This window comes from Rheinheimera sp. B2H12 (genome assembly GCF_059620065.1).
In genome coordinates, this window is sequence record NZ_CM184363.1 from 4,679,170 (window position 1) to 4,704,923 (window position 25,754).

Consider the following 25,754-nt stretch of genomic DNA (forward strand, 5'->3'; position numbering starts at 1 on the left):
TTATTGCCAATGACGCTGGCACTTTAAACCTTGCGCCGGAACCGACTCAGCAACAAATACACCACAGGTGTACTGTACAAAGTCAGCAACTGACTGATCAGTAAACCACCGACGATAGTAATACCCAGTGGCTGGCGTAACTCCGAGCCTTCGCCCAGCGCCAGTAACAAAGGCACAGCCCCCAACATAGCGGCGGTGTTGGTCATCAGAATAGGTCTGAGCCTGGCACTGGCCGCCTGCACTATCGCCTGTTGCGGTGTCAGTCCCTGCTGCCGCTCGGCCTGCAAGGCAAAATCAATCAGCAAAATGGCATTTTTCATCACAATACCAATCAGCAAAAATAACCCAAGCAGCGCAATCAGACTCATGGTGGAGCCGGTCAGGTACAAGGCGATCAAGGCCCCCACCGCAGCACAAGGCAAGGTGGATAAAATGGTCAGCGGCTGTAACAGACTTTCATATAAAATCCCCAGCACCAGATAGACCGCCAACACCACGCCAAGCATCAACCAATAGTTATCTTCGGTTTTAAACATCGCGTCGCGCTGATCTTCACCATTCACACTATGCACTGAACCAGGCAACATCAGTTTTGCCAGCAATTGATCAATAGCCGCAGCGGCCTGTTGCGCCGTGACGCCGGGAGCCAGACCGTAACCAATACCCATTGAGGCAAACTGACCATCGTGCCGCACCCTGTCACTGACCAGACCATAACCATAACTGGCGATACTGCTGAGCGGTACCCGATCGCCGGTCCGACTGATCAGCATCAGCTGTTTCAGTACTTCCGGTTGCGCGGTGTAACCAGGTGCCAATTCCATCACCACCCGGTATTGGTTCATTTCATCATATAAAGTTGCCACCTGACGCTGCGAAAAGGAGTTATTCAGCATAGTGGCAATGGTCCGCATATCGACGCCGAGCCGTTGGGCAGCTTCACGGTCAATTTGCAACACCACTTGCTGGGCATCTTCGCCACCTGGCGCGTCTACATCGACCAATTCTGCTAATTCTTTCATGCCCTCGGCGACTTTTTTACCCCACTCCCGCAGCGGCGCCAGCTCACCGGACAATAACAACAGTTCATAATCACTGCTGCCAAAAGGCGACGACAAGCGGATATCCTGATCCACGCTTAAGAACAGCATAGCACCCGGCACTTTGGGCGCATTGAGCCGGATGCGGTCAACAATTTGCTGCGCCGAAGCACCGCGCTCTGCCAGCGGTTTTAACCGCACCCGCATCCAGGAGTTACTCAGCCCCATAGCACCGCCACTGGCACCGGTGATATCGGCAATGGCAGGATCCTGCAGCAGATATTGCCGGAATACTTCAATCTTCGGCTGCATCACCTGATAGGAAAAACCATCATCACCGCGGACAAAACCGTTTAACTGGCCGGTATCCTGTTCCGGCAACATACCACCGGGTAATTGCAGATATAACCAGATATTACCGCCGAAAATCAGCGCCATCGCCAGCACCACCCAGCGTTTATGCGCCAGCACCAGCACCAGACTGCGCTGATAACGCCGTTGCAGCCTGGCAAAAAAGCCAGGTTGGGTCTTGTCCCGCGGCTCGGCCTGCAGTAACAAGGCAGACAAACTCGGTGTCAGTGTCAGCGAAATCGCTAAACTGATCAGCATGGCCCCCGCCAGGGTAATGGAAAACTCGCGGAACAGCCGCTCCACTAAGCCGCCCATAAACAGAATGGATAGAAACACCACAATCAGCGCCGAGTTCATCGCCAGCAGGGTAAAACCAACTTCACCGGCGCCCACTTTGGCGGCCTGCAGCGGCGTCAGGCCACGTTCAATATGGCGTTTGATGTTCTCCAGCACCACGATCGCATCGTCCACCACCAGGCCTGCAGCCACAATCAGTGCCATCACCGATAAATTATTCAGTGAAAAATCACACAGATACATCACGACAAAAGCACCGATCAAGGAGACCGGGATTGCCAATGTCGGGATCAGCGCGGTGCGGAAACTGCGCAGGAACAGCCAGACCACCAGCACCACCAGCAGCACCGACAACATCAGGCTGAACTGGGCCTCTGACAAAGTGGCGCGGATACCGGGCGATCTGTCCATCACCACGGCCAGATCGGCATCTGCTGGCATCAAAGCGCGCAATTGTGGTAATTGCTGATTAATCGCATCAATAGTGGCAACAATGTTGGCACCATTACGGCGGCTGATTTGCAGGATCACCGCGCTTTTTTCGTTATGAAAACCAGCGCTGTAGCGATTTTCCGTCGAATCGCTGATGGTGGCGACATCGGCCAGCCGGATCGGCGCGCCATTGACATACTTAATCAGCAAATCCTGATAATCACTGGCCCGACGCATGGTCTGACTGGTGGCCAGTTGCCAGCGCTGGGCATCATGTTCCACTAACCCCAGCGGCACTGTGGCATTGGCACCGCTGATCGCAGAGCGCACTTCATCCAGTGCCACGCCAAAATGACTCAGCATCGCCGGATTCAGTTGCACCCGCACGGCGGGCAAGGAAGCGCCAGTCACTTCAACTTCACCGACGCCCTGGATTTGCAGAATTTTTTGTGCCAGCACTGTCGACGCCGCATCATACAATACGCTGGCGGCCAGATTTTCTGAACTAAGCGCCAGCGCCATCACCGGTTGTTGCGATGGGTTAAATTTACGATAACTCGGATTGCCTGGCATGCCGGCCGGTAATTGCGCCCGTACTGCATTGATGGCCGCCTGCACATCGCGTGCGGCATCATCAACATTACGGTCCAATTCAAATTCCAGCCGCACTTGCGTCGAACCCTGATTACTGTTGGAACTGATGCGGTTAATGCCAGCAATACTACCGAGCGCCCGTTCCAGCGGCGTCGCCACTGTGGCCGCCATACTCTCCGGACTAGCACCCGGCAAACTGGCGGTGACCACAATCATCGGAAAATCGACAGCTGGCAACGGAGCCACCGGCAACAGCCGCCAGCACAGCAAGCCCAGCAGCAGAATAGCACTGGCGATCAGGCCGCTGGCGACCGGTTTTTCAATAAAAGGTTGCGCCAGATTCATCCTGCCACCATCTCAGTTGCGGCTGGTGCAGAGCGGCTGAAATGACGGTCAAACCACAAATACACCACAGGTGTGGTAAACAAGGTCAGAATTTGACTGACAATCAGGCCACCGACCATCACCAGCCCGAGCGGCTGGCGCAGTTCAGCGCCTGAACCACTGGCCAGCAACAACGGAATAGCGCCAAATAAAGCCGCCAGAGTGGTCATCAGAATAGGTCTGAATCTTAACAACGCGGCCTGATAAATGGCCTCACGCGGTGTTAAGCCCTGATTGCGCTGCGCTTCCAGCGCAAAGTCGACCATCATGATGCCGTTTTTCTTCACCAGACCGATCAACAGTACGATGCCAATCACCGCAATCAAATCCAGTGGTTGATCCAGCAGTAGCAGAGCCAGCAAAGCGCCCACGGTCGCCGACGGCAAGGTCGATAAAATGGTCAGCGGATGGATCAGGCTTTCATACAAAATGCCGAGCACTATATACATCGTCAGCACAGCCGCCAGCACCAGCCACAAAGTATTGCCAAGCGAAGCACGGAACGCTTCAGCTGCCCCTTGAAAACTCAGTTCAATTTCGGCCGGTAATTGTAACTCTTGCTGCACTTGTTCAATGGCGGCCACGGCTTCACCCAGCGAATAACCAGCGGCCAGGTTAAAAGACAAGGTCACAGACGGGAACTGGCCCTGATGGTTAATCAACAAGGTGGCAGGGCGCTGACTGACGGTGGCGACTGACGACAGCGGCACTGTAGCCCCTGCGCTGGTGGTCAGATACAGCTTGTCCAAAGCGCTGATGCCTTGCGCCTGCGCCGGATCCACTTCCAAAATGACCCGGTACTGATTGGCCTGGGTAAACAAGGTGGTGATCTGGCGTTGACTGTAAGCACTTTGCAACACAGCTCCAATCTGACTGGCGGTAATGCCAAGCCTGGATGCTGCGGTGCGGTCAATATCGATATAAGCCTGCAAACCCTGTTGCTGCAGATCATGCGCCACTTCCGACAAGGCCGGCTGAGCGCGCAGCGCCGCTAACACATCCGGTAACCAGGCCGCCAACACCTCGCTATCTGGCGTGGTCAGACTGAACTGGTACTGGGTGCGACTGACTTTATCTTCGATACTGAGCTCCTGCACCGGCTGGAACCAACCTTTAATACCACTCACTTGCGCCGAGCTCTGTTCCAATTGCCGGATAATCTCAGTGGCACTTTGTTCGCGCTGGGCATGAGGTTTCAGATTCAGCAAAATCCGGCCACTGTTGATACTGTTATTGCTGCCATCGACGCCAATAAATGAACTTAAGCTAGCCACCGCCGGATGCTCCAGCAATTGCGTCGCCAGTTGTTGCTGGCGCTGGGCCATCGCCTGAAACGAAATATCCTGCGGCGCTTCCGTCACCACCTGGATCACACCGCTGTCCTGCACCGGGAAGAAGCCTTTGGGCACCGCCAGATAGAGCACAGCCGTTAACGCCACAGTGCCCAGCATCACCAGCATCGCCAGTCGTTGATGACGCAACACCCATTGCAGCATCTGGCCATAACGGCGGATGATCTGTGCCATCCAGTCATGCTCTTCGTCATGGGCAGGCATCTTGTGCAGTAATTTGGCGCATAACATCGGCGTCAGCGTCAGCGACACCAGCAACGAAATCAAAATAGCCACCGCTAGGGTGACGGCAAATTCAAAAAACAGCCTGCCGACGACATCGGCCATAAACAGCAGTGGGATCAACACGGCAATCAGCGAAAATGTCAGGGAAATCAACGTGAAACCAATTTCCTGCGCGCCTTTTAATGCAGCCTGTAACGGGGAAGCCCCTTGCTCACGGTGCCGGGCCACGTTTTCCAGCATCACGATGGCATCATCCACCACAAAACCAGTGGCGATGGTCAGCGCCATCAGCGTCAGATTGTTGACCGAGAAATCCAGCAGATACATCACAGCAAAAGTGCCGACCAGACTCAGTGGTACCGCCAGACTTGGAATAATAGTGGCCGGAATAGTGCGTAAAAAGACAAAAGTCACCAGTACGACCAAACCAATGGCAAACAATAACTCCATCTGCACATCGTGCACTGAAGATCGGATACTCTGGGTGCGGTCTGTCAACACCTGCACCTGCACAGCTGCTGGCATAGTCGCCGTCAATTGGGGTAACAACTGCTGCACCCGATCCGCCACATCGATGACATTGGCGCCCGGTTGACGCTGGATATTCACCAGTACTGCCGGTTGCTGATTAGCCCAGGCCGCCAGAAAACGATCTTCTGCGCCATCACTGATGGTCGCCACATCCTGCAACCGGATCGGCGCGCCACTGCGCCAGGCCACAATCAGCTCCTGATATTCTTTGGCGCTTTTGATCTGATCATTGGCATCGAGCATGGTCGAACGGAATGGCCCATCAAAACTACCTTTTGGCTGATTGGTATTGGCCGCGGTAATGGCCGATCGCAATTGCTCCAGACTCAGTCCCAACTGCGCCAACGCTGCTGGATTGGCTTTCACCCGAATGGCTGGCCGCTGGCCACCCGCCAGACTGACCATGCCAACACCTGATACTTGCGCCAGTTTTTGCGCCATCCGGGTATCGACCAAATCATAGACCTGCGGCAGTGGTAAAGTGGCTGAACTGACCGCCAGCGTCAGAATAGGCGCATCTGCCGGATTCACTTTGCGATAAATTGGTGGCGCCGGTAAATCATTTGGCAATAACGAACCCGCGGTATTAATTGCCGCTTGCACTTCCTGCTCTGCCACGGCCATGTCGACCACCAGCGCAAACTGTAAAGTCAGCACCGAGGCGCCATTTGAACTGGCGGATGACATTTGTTTCAAACCGGGAATTTGCCCCAGCCGCCGTTCCAGCGGCGCAGTAATAGTACGGGCGACAATGTCGGAACTGGCACCAGGCTGAAAGGTAAATACCTGAATAATCGGGTAATCAACCTGGGGTAACGCCGCCACCGGCAACAAACGCCAGCTCAGGATCCCTGCCACCAGCAGCGCCAGCATCAATAAAGATGTTGCCACCGGCCGCAAAATAAAGGGTTTGGACATATTCATCGGTTATTCCTGCCCGCTGTCAGTCATCACCTGAACATCCCGGCCTGGTCTGAGCCGATCCAGACCTTCCAAAATCACCGCATCACCGGCTGCCAGACCCGCCTCCACCGCGACCAGGCCATTATCAACCGGGCCCAGTGTCAGCATTTTCAACTGTGCTTTGTTTTTACTATCAACGCTATAAACATAAGTGCCTTGCGAGCCATACTGCACGGCATCCTGTGGAATGGTGACGGCGCCATTTTGCACTGCCACATTCAGCCGCACATTAACAAACTGGTTCGGGAATAATTGTTCTTGCTCGTTAGCAAACAGCGCTTTGAGTTTTAACGTACCTGTGGCCAAATCGATCTGGTTATCTAAGGTCGTGAGTTCCCCACTGCTGATCAGCTGTTGCTCAGCACGATCCCAGGCTTCAACACTGAGTTTGGCGCCTGAACGCACCGCAGCACGCACCTGCTCAAGTTGAGTTTCCGGAATGGTGAACTGCACCGCGATCGGTGAACTCTGGGTAATAGTCACCAGACCTTCACTACTGTTGGCCTGCACCAGGTTGCCCGGATCTACTTTGCGTAAGCCCAGCCGGCCACTGATGGGCGCTTTGATTTGGGTATAAGACAGTTCTAACTTGGCAGCATCAATTTGCGCCTGATTGGATTTCAGCGTGCCTTTAAGCTGATTCACCAGCGATTGCTGCTGATTGTATTGCTGCGCTGAGATCGAGTTTTGTTGTTTTAATTTTTCATATAACGCCAGATCACTCTGGGCATTTTGCAATTGCGCCACATTTTGTTGTTGCTGACCTTCAGCCTGCGCCAGTTTGACTTGATAAGGGGCGGCATCAATTTGCGCCAGCAAATCACCGGCGGTCACTTTTTGCCCTTCCTGGAAAAACACTTGCTGTAAAGGTCCGCTGACCCGGCTTTGTAACACCACAGTATTGAGCGGCGTAACTGTGCCGATGGCTTTAATCTGTACTTTTAAATCTGTGGTGCCAGCTTTGACTACCCGCACCGGGACGGGTTGCATCCACGGATTGGCAGCAGCAGCAGCAGCCCCTGGCCCGCCAGGCTTGCGAGGACCTGCGCCCGGACCACGCGGTCCGCCCGCGGCTGCTTTCGCCTGAGCTGGCGTTGCCGCAGCTTCATTACTGGCTGTTGTGGTCAACCACCAAAATGCCCCTGCCAACGCAGTAAGGGTAAATCCGGTAATCAGGAGACGAGGAGATAACTTCGACATGTTCATATTCCCTGCAAATGCTCATGACAATCTAAGGTCGAGCAAAAATGTGAGTGGTTGATATCAATGATAATTTTCTTTTTTAATTCATTCTGGCGTGTTCGGTGTTGCAGCATAACCCTATCGCAGTTGCGCTGCGACCAGCGTCTGTCGCACGAGTGCCAACCTTCACAACTGTTGCCCGCGCACCGGGCAACAGTTGGCTGTCGGCGCCTTTAAACCTCTCCCACCAGCAGCATGGCGCTGGCAAACGGGGAATGGGCAATCGCTTGTTTATGTTCTTCCGGCAATAAACTCCATTGTTCTACCGTTAAACCAGCCAGAAACAGACAATTACTGGTCAAAGCTTCCAGGCTGTGATCATCTAGCCATTGGTGCTGATCCAGCATCGGTGCCAGCAAGGTTTGCGGAAAACTCCATAACGTCAGCAAATAGACGGCAATCGCCACATCTGGCGCAATCTCCAGCCGGCTTGGTTCCTGCTCTGTTGGCACCACAGGCCAGCCATTTTGTAATAACAGCAACTGACCAACCCCGCGAAACAGCACGGCCATAAAGACATGATCCTGCACTGTCCGTCCCAACTGACTATCGCGTGCCAGTTGACGGGCCTTGCCAGCGGTCTGCAACGACTGATCCAGCAATTGCTGATGCTCGCGCGCATGCAAACCCTGATTATTGCTCTTCAGCGATAACATCAGCGCCAGCGTCTGCACCAGCTGTAACCCCAGTCGGCTGACCGCAGTTTCCAGTGATAAGGTTTCACTGGCAAAGCCCATATAAGGCGAATTCACCAGTTGCATCAGCCGCGAGACAATCACCGGATCCCGTTCCAGCACGGCGGCCACTTTGCCAATGTCGACTGCCGGATCTTTCAGCACCTGCCGTAATTCAGCGCAAATGGATGGAAACACCGGATAATGCATAAAAGACGACAACAAGCGCCGGCTTAAGGCTGGCAATGGTAACTGTGGTAACCGGGCGGCACTGTCAAACAACTGGCACAGATGGTCATAATCAATAGAACGACCAATAAAACTGTGGAAATGGTCCAGATGGTCCAGCACCACATCCTCGTGCTCGGTATCTGTCACCACCACCCGCAGCGCCAGCGGCGCCATAAAACACACTAGGCGTTTTTGTTCCAGACTGGAGGTCACCGTTTGCGCATCGAGGAATAACAAATCAATGGCATCACTCTGCCGGGGCGCAGTGACATAACTGCCAATGGTCGGAAATATCCTTAATTGCCATTGCTGCGCCGCATCTTCACAATATTTACGGATAAAACTTAATAAAGCCGGATTTAAACTGACCGCGACGACCTGATACATAGGGCTCTCTCCCTTCCCCGAAACATGGATACTCTAACAGTAGCTCAATGGCTGCTGTACTCAATTTACATAACCTTTGCACTGCGGCGACCAAGCGCATTTTTTTGCCGACAGAATGCCAGTGACGATGCTTTGGCGGCTATTATTTGTGTCATTGTGTGTCTGCGTCAGCGACTGCCACAACGCTGATAACAAGCCGGATCACGTGGGCAATGATTACCGCGGGCACAAATCAACTGGGCTGGTTTTTGCAGACTGCGCGCCACCCAGTTGATGTTCAGAATATTCGCCACTGTACTTAATGTGCTTTTCATTGCCGCCGGAATTTGACCAGCGCCGCCCTGATTATTACATAAGGCTTTCAGTTCTTGTGCCATGGCATCAGCATCCATACCCTGCGCTGCAATCGCCGGATTTAAATCAATGCCGGCGCAGAGCACATGGGCATTGCCCGCCAGATCCAGCACCCGGGTCGACTCACAACAATAGATCCTGGGCTGGCCCTGCACTTCCAGCAAGGACAGCTGGGCTGAACTTTGCTGCCCCTGCACATCAAACATCCGGAATACCGCCCAGTGCTGGCAGGGATCTTCCACTTTGCGCATATTGCCCCAGGGCAGTGGAATGCCATTGCCGCGATACACCGCCTTTAATTTACCCGGCGTATAAGCATCAAAATAATGCCAGTGGCTATAAGGGGATACCGCCGTCATCCGCCGCATCGCGACCGATGCCGACACACCGGCCAGCAAATGACTGCTGATTTCATAGCCTTGCCGGTCCAGCAATTGCCGGAATGGTAGTTTCGGACACAACAACGCACCGGCAAAAAAGCTGGATTCAAAATCACGCCAGGCATGCAGTATATCCTGTGGCGCCATATCCGGTGAGTCATTACCATAACTGTCCGGTGCGCCACCCACCGACATCCCGCTTTTGACGCTATCTTTGGTATGTAACACAGCATGGCCTATATGCACTGCCAGTTCATATTTGAGCCGGGTCGGATGGTTTTTCAGTAAGCGGTTCAGTTGCAACGTATTCGGTGGCAGAAAAAACGAGGTCGCAACATTCTGACTGAGTACGCCCAGCTCATCCAGCACTTCCTTTGGTGCTTCATCAAACCAGTTGATCCGCAGCCCAAGCTGCTTAACGATCGCCAGCAAATCGTCCACGCCGAGCGGCATCCGTTTGCAGCCGACTTCTTCCGCCGCCCGCTCCAGCTCGGGAAAATGGTTTTGATGGTGTTCCTGATGTGCCCGGATCAACAACTGAGCAAACTGTTTGCCACTGATGCCGGTTTGCGACAACATTTCCGGAATGGCAATTTGCAGAATATCACTGGAAAATAAAAAACCAGGTTCCAGCGCCATGCCATGAATGCCACCGCGACTGCCTTTGGCCGGCGTGATATCCAGTTGCTGCTCTTCGCCATCCAGAAACCAATCCGGTTCTTTTTGAAACACCTGGGCTATCACGGTCAACATCTCAGCACTGGGCACTCTTTTACCCCGTTCGATCATCGACAGGTAAGACACTGACGGTGCATATTCCGGATCAATGCGGATACAGCGCGTTGACAAATCTTCCATAGTTAAGTTATTGCGTTTCCTCAGGTTTCTAATTTTAGTACCAAGGAAATGTGATTTTCTGAGTAAGCTTTTTTGAATAGTCATTTTGTAAAATTCACACTGTGAAGTTTTAATTGTCAAATTATGCACAAAAACAACATAGACTAGTTTCTAAGCAACAGCAATCACTGCTTGCCGACAACCAGCCCGCCACCCTACCGGGCAGATACAACAGAGTGAGCGAGGAAAGCACCATGACGATGACACAAAGCAACAGCCAACCGCTGGATCCATTTATCCATCAGGAAATCAGCGCTATCAATGCACTGAATGACCAGCATCTGCAGCAGATCCTGGATTATTCCAAAGGTTTTCTGGATAAAACATTTCCGCTGGCCACTGGCTCACATCAGGATGTTCGTAGTTATGTGGTGTATTACCAACACTTACTGGCGTTTATGGCCGATGGCAGTCAAACCGGTCTGGCTGATCCAACCCAGTTTGTCGCTTTATGTGGCTCGCGACAAAAACCGCAATCGATTTTATTACGCGGCGCTGGCCGTCATGTCGAGTTACTGTTTTGTAAGAGTGGCAGCCATGGCGCCAGAGACTGTGCCGGTATTGAAGATATTCAGCTGGAACTGACGCCAACCCAAGATGCCGTAGCGCCAGCGCGCTGGTTTAGTATGATCCGCGGGCAATTGAGTGAAAAAATGCCATCCGCCTGCAGGGCGCAAGCCTGTTATACCGGCAAAGATGGCAGTGATTATTTGCTGTAACCGGCTGGCCTGTCAGCCACAACCAGCACAGTTGCTCTGTTGCCTGACCGGCGTTTGCAATATGCAGACGCCGGCGGTGCAATATCTAGTGCGGTAAAGGTGGCAACTGTGGACTATAGATTTTATTTTCCAGCAGGATGGCGCGCTTGCGCGGGTCTAACTGCCACGGACCAATACCGCCATCAAACTGACGCTCGACTGTCGCCGCCATAGCTTCAGCCTGCACCGGACAGCTATTATTCACCATGTAATACAACGCAGTGCTGAGCAATCGCTCTTTACTGTCACCGATGGCTTTGCTGAAATCATCCGCCACCGCACAACCTTTGACATCAGCCTGATAAATTGGATTGGCAGTCGGCCGGAACCCATCGGCAAAATCACCAAAGTTTTTCGCATTCACGCCACTGAACTGAATGGTAAAATAAGTGGTGCCGCAGTTATCGGTCGGATAAAAACCATAAGGTTTACCACAGGTTTTACCCCCAATCTGCACCAACTCCATATCCACCCCGCGCAAGCCATTAATCAGCGCTTCACTGGCAGAACAGGTATCATCAGTGGTCAGAATAAAGACACGCCGTAATGACGTTAAATTTGGTAATTGTTGATCGGTGTACTGCCCTTTCTCATAGTCGATGGCCAAATGAATAAACGGCATCGGTGTCAGTGCTTGACCAGTTACAGGATCAACTGCGGGATATTTATCATTAAAGACTGTTTTTTCAAAAATTCGGTTCTGGATCACCTGCGGACCTGCCAGCATATACCCCAGTTGAGACGCCAGCGCCAATAAACCACCACCGTTATAACGCAGGTCCACCACCAACTCTTTGATATTGGCCGTATTAAACTGCTCAATAGCACTGATTAATTGCGGCTGAGCAGCAGAAACATAGCTATTAAATTGAAAATATCCCACTTTACCGGCGGCAGTATCCAACACTTTGACTTGCGGCACCGGCACATTCACCACATCAGTGGCGACAAAACTAAACACTTTGTTCGTGCCATCCGGTAAACGGAAGGTAAAGCTGTGGTATTCCCCAGCTCTGGCCGGAAATAAAGCGTCGTTAAAAGCAGTTAAGGCCGAGTTTGAGCTTTCATAAATAAAATCCAAGCCATTCACAGCCAGCAACTGAGCACCGCGTGGTAAGCCAGCCAGCGCAGCAGGAGAGTTGGGTTCGTTAAATGCAACGGTAAATTGACGAGGTGGTTTGTTGGAAGATACATACCAATGAATACCAAAGCCGGTACTCAGGCCCCCTTCCGTTTCTTTGTTATAGCTGGCGGTATCTTGCTGAAAATGGAAGTTGTCTTTGGCAGCGCCGGAATCGGTTTTAGCTGAGGTTTTTAATAATTCAAAATAATCTGCCACGGAAAAATTAGTCGGATTGACATCAGGCAACTCTTTGTACCAAAGATAAGTCCTATTACTCCAGCTGCGCAGCCACATTTTTTCATAAGCGGCATTGCCAGCTTTATCCGGATAAGGCTGATTATTGTTATAGGGATCGTTGCCAGTGCGCGGATTAGCACAGTAATTCTTTAGTAAAGCTTCAGCGGGAAACTGACCTTGCACCCAGCTAGTAACGCTGGGTTGTGGAGTCACAGTGCTGCCACCGCCAGTCACAGGCGCGGTATTGCCGCCACCACCGCCACAGGCCACCAACAAGAGGGAACTGCCTGCCAGCCAGATGCTGGCCAAAGATAATTGTTGCACCGAAAGACTCCTTCGCGATCAGATAACAAAACGGTTTATTTGCATGCTTTTAACATGACAATGGCAATTGGACAAGTCTGTCCGTCTCAGACGATTGGAATAAAGCAGGCAGGAGCTAAGGTGTCAAATCACCGTTCAGCAGCGCCGAAGATGATTTGACAATTCGCGACAGTGCGACCGCACTGCCGCCGGAGCAATATTACTGATAACTCCAGTTTTGCGTCACACCGGTAAAGCTGGTGTAGGCGCGCAGCCCAACATGCCAGACGCCAGCCGCTGGATTGCTGATGACACAACTTTCACTGTTACCACTTTTGTATGGCCGACAATTATAAGTGCTGGTAGTTGGCGCAGTGCCAGCGCGAACATACAAATCAGCATCACCTGTGCCACCACTGATGGTTACCGTCAGACTGACAGTACCGGCCGGGACTGTGATGGTATTGCGGGTCCAGTTGCCAGTCGTGGCCGCCAGATTGGCAATAGTACCTGAGTTGCCCGGATTGCCACCACCACCACAATCTGTGGTGGTCACCCCAACAGCAGTAAAGGCAGCTGCCACATCGGCTTTGTTATAGCCTTTATCGCCGGCGGCTTTACAAACACCATTGGCACCCGTGACATAAGTGCTATTGGCGGTCCAGTAGACCTGGTTAGCCACAGTGAAAATTTCAAAGGCTTTGCGGGTATTCCAGCCGGTTTTATTGGCAAGCAGATAAAAGGCTTTGTTAAACACCCCTGAGCTATGATGCACATCCATCCCGGCAACATAATTACTGGCATGTCCGATAGAACGGCCATCCCGGGTTGGATCATCCATATAACGCAGGGCGCCGGCACTTTTGAAAATATCAGCGCCGACCAACCAGTCATTACTGCCCTTCATAAAGTATTCAGCAGCTTCACCGGCCATATCAGAGAAAGCTTCGTTAATACCGCCTGACTGGTTACTGTAAATCAGGCCGGAATTAAACTCAGTAAAACCATGACTGACTTCATGCGCCGACACGTCCAGACTGACCAGCGGATGGAAGCGGCTGCCACCGTCGCCAAAGGTCATCTGGCTGCCATCCCAGAAGGCGTTTTCATAAGCATTACCATAATGCACCCGCATTCTGAGTTTGGAATTGAGCGGATTGACGCCAAACCAGCTCTGGTACATGTTAAAGACCACGCCACCGAAATAATGCGCGTCATTAAGCGGTGAATAAGCGCCGTTAATCGCCTTAAAGGTATTATTCGGGCAGGTAAACTGATGAATGCTGCCGCCAGAAGTGGCGCCATTCATATTAATGGTATCCACATTGGTGGTGGTCATCCGGCAATTGGCATCCACGGTCAGAAAACCATAATCGGTGCCGTATTGATACTGACCAGTTTTCTGATTGCCACCAGGGCCAGTCGCATTGGCATGCGCTATACCATCCCAGCTTTGCAGCACTTGACCGGTATTGGCATCAATAATTTTAAATGGTCGACTCGGCTGACCATTCACTTCAGTGACATAGTTGGTGACATAGACCAGTCTGGCCTGTTGCTGATCATCCAGATAAACCCAGAGCTTGGCGTTATCAGCTTGTACCGCTAAGGTTGCCAGCGCCGAAGTCTCGGCATCCGCTGACAAGGCACTGGATAATTCTGCGCTGCCGACCCGGCTTTGCCGCACCGCTTCCAGCGGCTTCAGCGCTGGCTGGGTTTGCACAATATCCAGTTCAATGCCTGTTACGGCAGTACCGCTGATATCGGTCAAACCCTTCGCCGTTGGCGTTGCGGCAGCACTGTGACCCCACACCGGGATGCCATAATAATACTGCTGATAGCGTACTTTCAGTTGACCATCCGCTCTTTTAATTTGTCGTTTGGCGATAAACTGTTGCGACAGTGCACTGTTGATACTTTGCAGGGATTGCGCTTGTTGCAACTGCGAGCCTGCCTGAGCTTGCAATAACTGACTGGCAGGCACCACATCCGCCGCCAGCACACTGCCACTGGCCACAATCACTGCACAACTGAGCGTCGATAAGACAAAATGTTTCATTGAGGTTAGCCTCTTGTTTTTTTGATTGAATGTTCCTGGGTTGCGGTGCTTTATCAGCACAGCACAGCAAACATAGCCGAACAAAAAAACAGCAAATGTCACATCACGGTAATATCATTACTTTATCAAGCGCTAATCCAAAGCTTGCAACATAGCTACATTTCAGTGCTATATAACATGTTTTCGCCGGACTTCATCGACATCATTCACAACTTATTTTATTGACTAAAAACCACAGATAAACTGGGCGGCTGGCAGTGCAGGGAAAAATACATTCACAGAGGGGATTTAAGCAGAGGGAACACATCCGGCAGTAACGTCGGGAGAATCCGCTCCGCAGGCGTTACTGCCGGACAGCAGCAAACTGAATACAGTCTGAACCGGCTGTTTTTTTAAACTAACAGCCTTTACCGCCGTTGCCAAGTCGGATCAGTCACTGCCTGGCAGATATCAAGCTTTTATCAGCAGTTTGTTGCGCAAGCATCAGCTACCAGCAAGCGGCAGACATTTTTAACAGGCAGGTATCCACTGACTGACTTCATCGTTATGATATTGATTTTGCGCAAGGAAAAAGCATGGAACTTTACTTTCACTGGTTTGATTTGATGGGCATCGCAGTGTTTGCAATTTCTGGCACCCTGGCGGCCTGGCGTAAACAAATGGATGGCTTTGGTGTACTGGTACTGGCCACTGTCACCGCGATTGGTGGTGGGACTATCCGTGATCTGATCCTGGATGTGCCGGTGATTTGGCTCAGTGAGAACAGTTATTTTTATGCCATATTTGCTGCTACCGCTATCACCATTTTACTGGTGCGCAAACGCCTGACCATCCCGAATAATACCCTGCAGATAGCGGATGCTATCGGGTTAGCGTTTTTTGTCATTATGGGCACGCAAAAAGCATTGGATCATGGCACCTCAGCTTTTGTCGCTATTATGATGGGGACTATCAGTGGCGTCTGCGGTGGCATGATCCGGGATGTATTGTGCCGGGAAATTCCACTGGTATTTCGCGGCGAATTGTACGCCGTTGCCTGTATTTTTGGTGGCTTGGTTTACACCGGTTCACTTAGTTTAGGCATGAGCAAAATGCCGGCGATGCTGTTGGCCATGACCGCTTTACTGGCATTGCGGTTGGCAGCCATCCGCTGGCATCTGACCATTCCGGTATTTGGCCGCAGCGGAAAAATAGACCCTTAACCAGTCAAGCAAACCGGTATCCACTTGCGCCAACCAGCAACACAAATAATAAAGCCGCATCACTGCGGCTTTATTATTGCGGCTGGTTATTCCATTTCTTTATGCAACTTCACCGGCTGCGATTTTTTCCGCATCTTGATATTGATCATCTCTACCACGACAGAGAACGCCATCGCAAAATAGATATAACCCTTAGGTACATGCACATCAAAACCTTCCACAATCAACATGGCACCGACCATGATCAGGAAAGACAGCGCCAGAATTTTAATCGAGGGATGGGCATCCACAAAGTCACCAATAGACTTGGCGGCAAACATCATCACCAGCACCGCTGAGACGATAGCAATCGCCATAATTTCAATGTTATTGACCAGACCAACTGCTGTGATCACTGAATCCAGCGAGAATACGATATCGAGGATCATAATCTGGATCAGGATCATCATCAGGTTGTTCGCCACTACTTTCGGGCCTGAGGCTTCTTCTGCCGCGCCTTCCAGGCTGTGGTGAATTTCCTGGGTGGATTTTGCCAGCAGGAATAAACCACCACCAATCAGAATCACATCGCGGCCGGAGATATCATTACCCAGCACACTAAACCAGGTTTCGGTTAACCCCATCACCCAGGAAATAGAGAACAACAACGCCAAACGGGCAAACATCGCCAGACCTAAACCCATCCGGCGGGCAAAAGCCCGTTGTTTTTCCGGTAAACGCCCCACCAGGATCGACAAAAAGATAATGTTATCGATACCCAGCACAATTTCCAGCGCGGCCAGCGTACCCAGTGCAATCCAGGCCTCTGGACTAGCAATCCATTCAAACATAATTTTTCACTCTGTTATTGAAACTGCTGTCAGTGTATCAGCAGACGATGACAGAAGCAGCGCAATTCAGAGCTGCCACCATTCAGCTGGTTATTTTCAAAGCAAAGAGTCCAGATATCAGCAACAACTCGTGATCCGGTTAAAAATAATAATCGATGCCAAGCTGGATAAAATCATCCCGCCGCAACCACCAGGTTGGCTGGTCCGCTGCCGTGGTATGGAAAAACCAGGCATCGACCCTGAGTCGGATATCATTGTTCCAGCGGGTCGAAGCTTCCAGCATGCCACTACGGCTACTGCCGTCCTGTAAATCCTGTACCACCCCAAACAATAGCTCAGTACCAGCTTCGTCATTCCAGGCCACACGAGCCCCGACAAACAGATCACGTTGGCCGGGTTGTAACGATAGCGCGCCACGGCTGTCATATTGGTATTCCAGCAGCCAGCCAACATCATAAACTGAGTCCCAGATGCCGACACTGGTATATTCAAAACCGGCCACTGCGGCTTGCCAGTGACGGCTAGTTAGCTCACGCTGCACCACTTCAAGTTTCCAGATCCAGTTATCGACAATCCACTGCCCTTCCAGTCCAAGCTGCGTCAGTTGCGGGTAATACGGCAATAATTGGTCGCCATCCGGTACCGGCAACGGCTCACGCGAGGTACCGGCAAAATAAGACAACGCCAGATCAAGCTGCTCTATCTGCCGGGCATAACGCACAGCATAATCCAGGTGCTGCCGGCCAGCAGTTGATTGATACAAACTGCGGTCGGTCGCGATCGGCAAGGGTAATCGCAAGCGGCCATCCAGCCCGGGTAAAGTGCGTTCACGAAAATAGGGCAATAAGAAAGTCTGCAAATTACCCCAGTCGCCGGTCAGATTCAGTTGCAGCATCGGCTGGCCGAGTTTAGATTCACCATCCGGTTGATCCACGCTATCAGTCTGGTTAATCACGTCGACCAAATGCAAGGACTCAGTGACGCCCCAGAACACTTGATCAATCCCCAGTTTGACTTCCCAGCCAGGACCGACCGTGCGCCAGAAGGCCTGACGGATATCCAGTAAGTGCCGCTCTGGATCACGCTGATCCCAGCGCAGATAGGGACTCAAAGCCCAACTATGGCGTTCATCGGCCGATTGCCAGTACCATTCCTGCAGAAAATTGATACTGGACTGACTCCGGCTTTGCCCTGCTAACCCTTGTTGTGGAAATAGCCGGCTTTCCAGCCCTAAGGTGCTGTCCGTTTGCAGTTGCTCAGTCCAGTGGCGGCTAGCTTGTCCGGCCAGTTGTTGGCCGCGGGTCTCGCTGCTGGCCGTTGCAACAGGCGCCGGAGGTGCTGCGGGGACGGTAGCAACCAATTGACCTGCCGGGCTGGCAGGCACTGCAGCCATCGTCTGTGGCTTTGTCTTGCTGACTGACAACGCCACTGCATCCGCTTCCACTTGCCGCCTGGCCGCATCCGCATCAATAGCTGCAATCCGGGCCGCCGAAGGCAATTGCAGCATAGCCCCGGCTTTGACGCGATGCACATTACCACCGATAAAAGCGGACGGATTTTGTTGTTGCAGCGCAATCATGGCCTGATACAAGCTATAAGGCGCATCAGCGCGTGCTGCTCTGGCCAGACTCCATAAACTGTCGGCTGCCGTCACAGGGCCAATGGTGGCCGGAGCAGCGCTGCTATTGGCAGTCAATACCAAGCTGTGCAGCAACAAAGCGCAGTACCACCATGGGCGTGACATCATCAGTCTCCTGTCAGTTGGCCAACAACTTGCGCTGCTTAGCGCGAACGTTGCAAGGCGTTGGTATCAAAATCGGCATCGGTACGGCCTTTGCCAAACTGAATGTCATGCATAATCAAATCAGTGCTTTTACCGGTCTGATGGTTTTTCATCTGCATCGTCAATGGCCGCCAGTATTTTTCCAGATACAACTGGTAGTCTTTAAACTCAAGTGTCTTTAACAGACTGTTTTTCTTATCATAAAACTCTATTTTCAACACTTTGTAGTCTTTCTGATCCAGCCAACTGATGAGCTTGCTATAGCCAGAAAACTCATCCGTCGGAATTTGCTCCACCACAAAACTGGCTTCACCATTGAGCACTTCATCGCGTAAATAAGTAAATTTAAACTTTTCCAGTTCGAAAGAACTGAGATCCTCATAAGAAAACTCACTGCCCATAAAAGGACCGGATTTATTGCGTGAAGCAATCCTTTTTACGCGTTTTAGCGCCGGTAAATATAACCACTGGTCATCTGGCTTGCCGACATAAGAGTGGTTTAAAAAGGCGGTGCCACGAACATCTTTCGGTTCATCAAAAATGGTCAGACCTTTATCGCCGTTGTTGGCGACTTCCAGATTCAGCGTCCGGATCGCCCTTTTACTCTCTTGACCTTGGGCGTTGCGTAAAATCATGCTGGTGAGGGCTTCGGAATCGCCCCAACCTTCATCGCGGATTTTACGCTCAGTGGCAATTTGTAAGCCTTTGCCAGCATCATCTGCCTGCAGCGGCGGTACTAGTAAAGCAGATGATAGTGCAGCCAGGCCGATGATCTGTAAAAATTTATTGGTTAACTTTATCCCGCTTAGCTTCATGTTCAAGCTCCCTTGGTTAAATCAGTACCGGCACTGTAGCTGCGCCGGTCAAACAGCAATAACAACGCTGGCAACACCAGAAAATCAATCAGCAACGCCAGCAGTAAAATAATTCCGGTCAGCAGTCCCATATCAGAATTTAACCGGAAGGTGGACAATAGCAACACGGCAAAACCCAATACCAGCACTACTGTCGTAATCACCAGCGCATGACCAACACTGTGAAAAGCATAGCGGATGGCTTGCTCGGCATCCCGGCCCTCGCGTCTGGCATGTTGATATTTGGCAAGAAAATGCACAGTATCATCGACAATAATCCCCAGACTCATAGACGCCACCACCGACAAGCCAAGATTAATTTCGCCGGACCACAGTTGCCACAGGCCAAAACCAGCAATGGCGGGCAGCATATTTGGCACCAGACTGATAAGCCCCAGCCGCCATGAGCGCAGACTCAGCACCAGCAATAATGAGATCAACAGCAATGCCAATGGCAGGCTTTGCAACATACTGGCCATATTACGCTCGCCAATATGGCCAAACATCAAGGCGGTACTGGACACTTCAACCTGATACTGCGGGTAATGTTGTGCCATCCAGCTCAGCACCTGCTGCTCCAGCACCAGCATTTCTTTACTGCCAAGATTACGCAGCGCAATCGCGACTTTAGTGGCGCTTTTGTCCTGATTCAGTTGGTTGGTTAAATCCAGGCCAAACGGCAATGACATCTCATACATCAATAAATACTGCGCTGCCAAATCACGACTCTGCGGCAACCGATAAAATGCCGGATCATCGCCATTCATATTTTTATTCAAGCGCTTAAATATATCGGCAATACTGCTGACATGAGTGACATCAGGTTGGCTGGCCATAAAATCGGCAAACTCAGCCACCGCCTGAATAAATGCCGGCTCATTCACGCCTGAGGCTTCACCACTTTGGATAGCCACATCCAGCATCGCCACGCCACCCAGTTTTTGTTCCAGAAAATCGGCGGACTGACGGTAGGCGGTGCTTTCGGCAAAATAGCGCACCGGTTCGTCATTGACGCGGTTTTGCAGCATCAGGTAACCACAGCCAAAAGTCAGCAGCGCTGCCAGCGGCAGAATTTTAGCATGCTGGCTAATCACCCAGCCGGCCAGCCGATCCATCGAGTTTTCCTGTTCCGTTTGTTCGGCATAACCATGGCTGATTGGCCATAACATCAGCAAAGCCGGCAACACCATAATCGTCAGGAACCAGGCCAACATCACGCCCAGCGCCGTCAGATTGCCCAAATCCCGTAAAATCGGCACTTCAGAAAAATTCAGCGTTAAAAAACCTATCGCGGTCGTAGCACTGGTGATAAACACCGGCATCGCATTGATCTGGACCGCTTTGGCAATGGCTGCAGGTTTGGCCAAGCCCTGACGTAACTGAAATTGGGTGGATGCGATCAGGTGGACACTGTCAGCCACCGCCAGTGTCATCACCAAAGTCGGCACGTTGACCGTGGCAGTGCTGAGGAAAATACCAAGCCAACCACTGATGCCCATAGTACTGGCGATAGTCATCACAATAATCACCACCACAGCCAGTGCCGCCAGCGCCGATCGCAACATGATCCCCAGCAGCACAATAATGGTCATAAACATCAAAGGCACTAATACGGCCGCATCATGTTGCGCTTCAGTGCTAAAAGCATGATTCAGCGCCATCACGCCACCGTGATAGAACCGCAGTTGCGGATATTCAGCTTGCAGCTGGGTCGTCAGTTGCTGCACTGAAATCACCACATCAGTGACTTCCTGCTGCTGGTTCTTTTCCGGTAGCTGCACTGTGATATTCACGGCGGCCAGCGTACCATCTGCCGAGATCAGCCGTTTCACTAACATCGGTTCATTGAGCACAATCTGCCGGATGCGGGCAATTTTGGCGGCATCCAGGCTGGCCGCATCCAGTAGCAAATCTTCCACTAACAAATCGTCTTGTTGCGCTTCGGTATGCTGATAGTTGGTGATGGAATCAACCCGCAGCGAATAAGGCGTTTGCCAGGCTGCATCGGTCAGTTTTTTCAGCGCCGTCAGCGCCTCGACGGTAAAAACATCACCCGAGGCCGGCGTTATTGCCACCAGCATATTGTCGCTTTTGTTAAACTGCGCCTGCATTTTTTCAAAAGCTTGCATCTGTGGATTGTCGGCAGAAAAGAAAATGCGGAAATCACCGCGAAAATAGAGGTTTTTCGCACCGATGCTGCACAGCACCACCAACATCAATACCCATAACAACGTCCAGCGGGGTGCCTCAATTGCCCGATTCAGGCCAGTTGCTTTCATGGTCATTCCTTCTGTTCAGGTGCTGCGTTGACAGTGCGACTTTGCGCTATCAGGGTGGTTTGCAATTGCTGGCTGATCCGCTGCCAGCTGTGTTGATAATCCCAGTGCTGGCTTAACGGCTGCCATTGCATGCCATCAAGCAGAATATGTAATCCAGCTTGCAATTGTTGCTCCGGCTGCAGACCACTAAATAAGCCCATTTGACGGCTAGGTTCAAACAATAAGTTACTGCCAAGGGCATAAGCCCAGTGTAAAAAGGACCAGCCATCGACGGCACTGGCAGCCGTTACGGGTAAAGCGCCCGCCGCCACCGCTTGCTGGATCACCGCAGCGCAGATGCCTGCCAGTTGCTGTTCCAGTTGCTGCCGCTGCACCAGCCGCGCAGCGGAAGTTTTTTCCAGCACCGCCGGCATGGTTGCCGTCAATAAACATAAAAACAAGGTAGGTTCAGTGCGGGCATAATGATAATAAGCGCAATGCAGCGCCAGCACCCGCTCGCGGCTGTGGCCTTCCAATGACTGAGCATGTTGCAGCACGACAAGCTGTTGCTGCAGGCTGCGGATACTCAGCGCACTGAACAGGTCTTCTTTGCTGCAAAAATGATTGTAAACAGTGCCTTTGGACACATCAGATAAAGCAGTAAGGCGGTCCATCGTCAGACCGGCAAAACCTTCTTGTTGCAGGATTTGTTGTGCCAGCGCTAATAGCTGCTGTTCACGGCTGGCCTTGAAGCGGGATCTGGCGGTAGGTGCTGGTAACTGAGTCATCTTAACGGCCATCCCTGCTGAACTTGACGATTCGTCATAATAGCGCAGCAGCCGCAGAATTCAAGCTGCTTTTTTCAGCATCCAAGGACTCAGTAACGCCAGTACATTGGAGTAAACAGCAACAATACTGTCAAAATTTCTAACCGGCCCAATAACATACCAAAACTAATTAACCACTTGGCACCATCAGGTAAGCTGCTGAAATTACCATCAGGACCAATCACAGGACCCAGACCAGGCCCCACATTACTAATGGCCGTTGCCGCACCGGTTAAGGCCGTGACAAAGTCCAGTTCAAACATCGACAATCCCAGCGCCAGCGCCGCGATGGAAGCAAAATAAATAAAACAAAACGCCAGCACCGAGCCCAATAGCTGGTCATTGACCGGTTTACTGCCATATTTTTGCACCCAGACCGCGTTGGGATGCACCAGCAGTTTAAATTGTTTAATCAGCAATAAACCGGCCAGCTGGGTGCGGAAAATTTTTAAACCGCCCGAAGTCGAACCAGAACAAGCACCGGAAAAGGTGATATAAAAAAACAAAATGACCGCCAGTCCACCCCAGGCGGAATAGTTTTCCGAAGCAAAACCGCAAGTAGTGATGACAGAGACAATATTAAAAGTGCTGTGTGTCAGTGCGTCCAGCCAGGGTCTGGCGTTGTGTTCGTGCTGATACCAGGTCAGCAATAAAGAACAAAACAGCACTATGGTCAAAAAAGCCCGTACTTGCGGATCCCGCAACAATAACCACTTATGACCACGCAAGGTACCGACCAGTAATACCAGGGGTAAAGCCGATAACAACATAAACAGACTGGCAATCCAGAGCAAATGGGGCCTGTCGTTAAAATGGCCGAAAGAGGCATCATAATTAGCAAAACCGCCGGTCGACACTGTCGCCATACCATGGGTGATGGCATCAAAGCCAGACATACCACCCAGGTAATACAACGACATACAGGCGGCGCTTAATAACAGATAAACCAGGCCGATATACATTGATAAACTGGAGCTACGCGGCAGAATCTTTTCTGAAATATCCGAATTTTCGGTTTTAAATAACTTCATCCCACCGATTTTCAGCGCTGGCAGAATCGCGATCGCCATCACGATAATACCCACCCCACCAATCCATTGCAGAATGGCGCGCCAGAACAACAAACCACGCGGCATCTGATCCAGACCTGTCAGTACTGTGGCACCTGTGGTGGTAATGGCGGAAACGGTTTCAAAAGCAGCATCGACATAACTGAGATTGGGCAGCACCAGCACAAAAGGTAAAGTCGAGAATAGACAAATAGCCAACCAGCACAAAGTAGTGAGCAAAAACAGATGGCGTTTAATCAACGCAAATTCATGCCGGCCTTTATACACCAGCATATAACCAACACTGGCGGTGGTGACTGCTGAAATCAGATAACTCCAGAAACTCTGCTCATCGTAAAATACCGCCACTGCTGTGGTAATCAGCATAGTGCCGGCCAATAACAGCAGCAGATACCCAATGACCCGATAAAATAAAAACCGGCTTGTTGCAGCGCGCACAGCATCTCACTTGGCTAAATTCAGGCGACAACCTGAAGCAATAAAACTTACCGCAGTGTAGCGAGTTCAGCCGGATTTAGAAAGTCAGCTGGAATTTCATGCCACAATTTGCATTATTTTCACCTTTTGCTAAACATAATGCTACTCACTTCCGGCGATGGCATAGCGGTATGGCACTGGCAATTGTTTATAGCAGAGCACGGCTTGGGCTGGCCGCGCCAGCCGTGACCGTGGAAGTGCATTTAAGTCAGGGCTTACCGGGCTTTCAGTTGGTCGGTTTACCGGAAACTTCAGTCAAAGAGGCACGCGACCGGGTCCGCAGTGCTTTGCTCAATAGCGGTTTTGAATTTCCGGATCGCAAAATCACCGTCAATCTGGCACCGGCTGATTTACCCAAAGAGGGCGGCAGATTTGATTTGCCAATCGCCATCGGCATTATTGTCGCCAGTGGCCAACTCCCGGCCGCCGCCATTGAAGGTTATGAATTTTACGGTGAACTGGCGCTGTCCGGTGCTATCCGGCCTATTGTCGGTGAAATCCCGCTGGTGCTGGCGTGTCAGGCGGCTGGCCGCCAGCCGGTGTTGCCGATGAGTAATGCCTGTCAGGCCCAGCAGATCCCGAATATGGCTCTGCATGGTGCTGACCATTTGCTGCAGGTGCACAGCTTTTTGCTGGCGCAACAAGCGCTGCCGGCGATTCCGGCATTACCAGACAGTCAGTGCGGCTATCCGCTGTGTTTATCTGACGTCAAAGGCCAACAACAAGCCAAAAGAGCACTGGAAATCGCAGCGGCCGGTCAGCATCATTTATTGCTGTTTGGCCCACCAGGGACCGGTAAATCGATGTTAGCGCAGCGGCTGCCGGCGCTGTTACCCCAACTATCGCTGGCTGAAGCACTGGAAAGTGCGGCCATTTATTCCATTGTGGCACTGAATAAACCACTCAGTCAGTGGCGACAACCGCCGTTCCGGCAACCGCATCATACCTGTTCTGCCATCGCACTGGTGGGCGGCGGTTCAGTGCCGAGGCCCGGCGAAATCTCGCTGGCCCATCAGGGAATATTATTTCTTGATGAATTACCGGAATATGAACGCAAAGTGCTGGAGGTATTACGCCAACCGCTGGAAACCGGCGCTGTTTGCATTTCCAGGGCTGGCCGCCAGGCCGAATTTCCGGCGCAATTTCAGTTGATTGCAGCGTTGAATCCAAGCCCGAGTGGTCATTATCAAGATGGTCGCGCCAGCCGCGAGCAGGTGCTGCGTTATCTGAGCCGGTTATCCGGGCCTTTGCTGGATCGGATTGAGCTGCAAATTGAAGTGCCATTATTACCCAAGGGGCTACTCAGTGCACAGCAACCAAGCGAAAGCAGTGTTGAAGTCGCCGGGCGGGTTGCAGCGGCGCGGCAACGACAACTGGCGCGCCAGGGCAAAAGCAACGCCCGGCTGCAACCGGCCGAGTTGTTGCTGCACTGCCCGTTATCCAGCGCCGACAGTGATTTTTTGGAGCAGGCACTGCAACAACTGAAACTATCAGCCCGCAGTTACCACAAACTGCTCAAAGTCGCCCGCACCATAGCCGATCTGAAACAACAATCCGAGATCAGCCGGGCTGAACTGCTGGAAGCCCTGAGTTACCGCGCCTTTGACCGCTTATTGCAGTATTTGCATGGTTAATATTG

The 25,754-nt window shown here is 51.7% G+C and carries 16 protein-coding genes; 3 read left to right on the forward strand and 13 right to left on the reverse strand.

The features are described 5' to 3' along the window. Positions 1–23: 23 nt before the first annotated feature. The 5 genes from AC53GJ_RS19980 to AC53GJ_RS20000 form a co-directional block, all read right to left on the reverse strand. A complete protein-coding gene (locus AC53GJ_RS19980) occupies positions 24–3,059 on the reverse strand; it encodes an efflux RND transporter permease subunit (RefSeq protein WP_496730154.1) in 3,036 nt (1,011 codons plus the stop codon). Beyond that, on the reverse strand, positions 3,056–6,130 hold the full coding sequence (locus AC53GJ_RS19985; RefSeq protein WP_496730155.1) for a multidrug efflux RND transporter permease subunit: 3,075 nt from the start codon (positions 6,128–6,130) through the stop codon (positions 3,056–3,058). The genes AC53GJ_RS19980 and AC53GJ_RS19985 overlap by 4 nt, the downstream gene beginning before the upstream one ends. A 3-nt stretch (positions 6,131–6,133) precedes the next feature. Then, positions 6,134–7,369 (reverse strand): efflux RND transporter periplasmic adaptor subunit, encoded by a 1,236-nt coding sequence (locus AC53GJ_RS19990; protein ID WP_496730156.1) that lies wholly within the window; start codon positions 7,367–7,369, stop codon positions 6,134–6,136. Positions 7,370–7,584: 215 nt separating this feature from the next. Then, complete coding sequence (locus AC53GJ_RS19995) at positions 7,585–8,703, reverse strand: HDOD domain-containing protein (protein WP_496730157.1); 1,119 nt, start codon at positions 8,701–8,703, stop codon at positions 7,585–7,587. Between the two features lie 167 nt (positions 8,704–8,870). Continuing rightward, on the reverse strand, positions 8,871–10,295 hold the full coding sequence (locus AC53GJ_RS20000) for a DUF3612 domain-containing protein (protein ID WP_496730158.1): 1,425 nt from the start codon (positions 10,293–10,295) through the stop codon (positions 8,871–8,873). 233 nt (positions 10,296–10,528) lie between these two features. Here AC53GJ_RS20000 and AC53GJ_RS20005 point away from each other — a divergent pair, with 233 nt between their 5' ends. Then, positions 10,529–11,053, forward strand: coding sequence for an aldolase/citrate lyase/malate synthase family protein (locus AC53GJ_RS20005; protein WP_496730159.1), 525 nt, complete (start codon positions 10,529–10,531; stop codon positions 11,051–11,053). Positions 11,054–11,138: 85 nt separating this feature from the next. Here the strand turns inward: AC53GJ_RS20005 and AC53GJ_RS20010 are convergent, their stop codons facing one another. Together AC53GJ_RS20010 and AC53GJ_RS20015 are read right to left on the reverse strand one after the other, a co-directional pair. Next, positions 11,139–12,776 (reverse strand): S41 family peptidase, encoded by a 1,638-nt coding sequence (locus AC53GJ_RS20010; protein WP_496730160.1) that lies wholly within the window; start codon positions 12,774–12,776, stop codon positions 11,139–11,141. A gap of 199 nt (positions 12,777–12,975) precedes the next feature. Beyond that, complete coding sequence (locus tag AC53GJ_RS20015; protein WP_496730161.1) at positions 12,976–14,814, reverse strand: M4 family metallopeptidase; 1,839 nt, start codon at positions 14,812–14,814, stop codon at positions 12,976–12,978. 575 nt (positions 14,815–15,389) lie between these two features. On the opposite strand from AC53GJ_RS20015, the gene AC53GJ_RS20020 reads away from it, so the two are divergent. Further along, positions 15,390–16,016, forward strand: coding sequence for a trimeric intracellular cation channel family protein (locus AC53GJ_RS20020; protein ID WP_496730162.1), 627 nt, complete (start codon positions 15,390–15,392; stop codon positions 16,014–16,016). A gap of 86 nt (positions 16,017–16,102) precedes the next feature. Here the strand turns inward: AC53GJ_RS20020 and AC53GJ_RS20025 are convergent, their stop codons facing one another. From AC53GJ_RS20025 to AC53GJ_RS20050, 6 genes are all read right to left on the reverse strand, one after another. Continuing rightward, positions 16,103–16,846, reverse strand: a complete 744-nt coding sequence (locus tag AC53GJ_RS20025; RefSeq protein WP_496730163.1) for a TerC family protein — start codon at positions 16,844–16,846, stop codon at positions 16,103–16,105. Between the two features lie 139 nt (positions 16,847–16,985). Beyond that, a complete protein-coding gene (locus AC53GJ_RS20030; RefSeq protein WP_496730164.1) occupies positions 16,986–18,593 on the reverse strand; it encodes a FimV/HubP family polar landmark protein in 1,608 nt (535 codons plus the stop codon). Positions 18,594–18,628: 35 nt separating this feature from the next. Beyond that, a complete protein-coding gene (locus AC53GJ_RS20035) occupies positions 18,629–19,444 on the reverse strand; it encodes an outer membrane lipoprotein-sorting protein (RefSeq protein ID WP_496730165.1) in 816 nt (271 codons plus the stop codon). Positions 19,445–19,446: 2 nt separating this feature from the next. After that, positions 19,447–21,762 (reverse strand): efflux RND transporter permease subunit, encoded by a 2,316-nt coding sequence (locus AC53GJ_RS20040; RefSeq protein ID WP_496730166.1) that lies wholly within the window; start codon positions 21,760–21,762, stop codon positions 19,447–19,449. 2 nt (positions 21,763–21,764) lie between these two features. Further along, a complete protein-coding gene (locus AC53GJ_RS20045) occupies positions 21,765–22,529 on the reverse strand; it encodes a TetR/AcrR family transcriptional regulator (protein ID WP_496730167.1) in 765 nt (254 codons plus the stop codon). An 89-nt stretch (positions 22,530–22,618) separates the two neighbouring features. Continuing rightward, positions 22,619–24,076 (reverse strand): TrkH family potassium uptake protein, encoded by a 1,458-nt coding sequence (locus AC53GJ_RS20050; protein WP_496730168.1) that lies wholly within the window; start codon positions 24,074–24,076, stop codon positions 22,619–22,621. A 170-nt stretch (positions 24,077–24,246) separates the two neighbouring features. Here AC53GJ_RS20050 and AC53GJ_RS20055 point away from each other — a divergent pair, with 170 nt between their 5' ends. Then, positions 24,247–25,749: a YifB family Mg chelatase-like AAA ATPase gene (locus tag AC53GJ_RS20055; protein WP_496732828.1), complete on the forward strand. Its 1,503-nt coding sequence runs from the start codon at positions 24,247–24,249 to the stop codon at positions 25,747–25,749. Positions 25,750–25,754 lie beyond the last annotated feature (5 nt).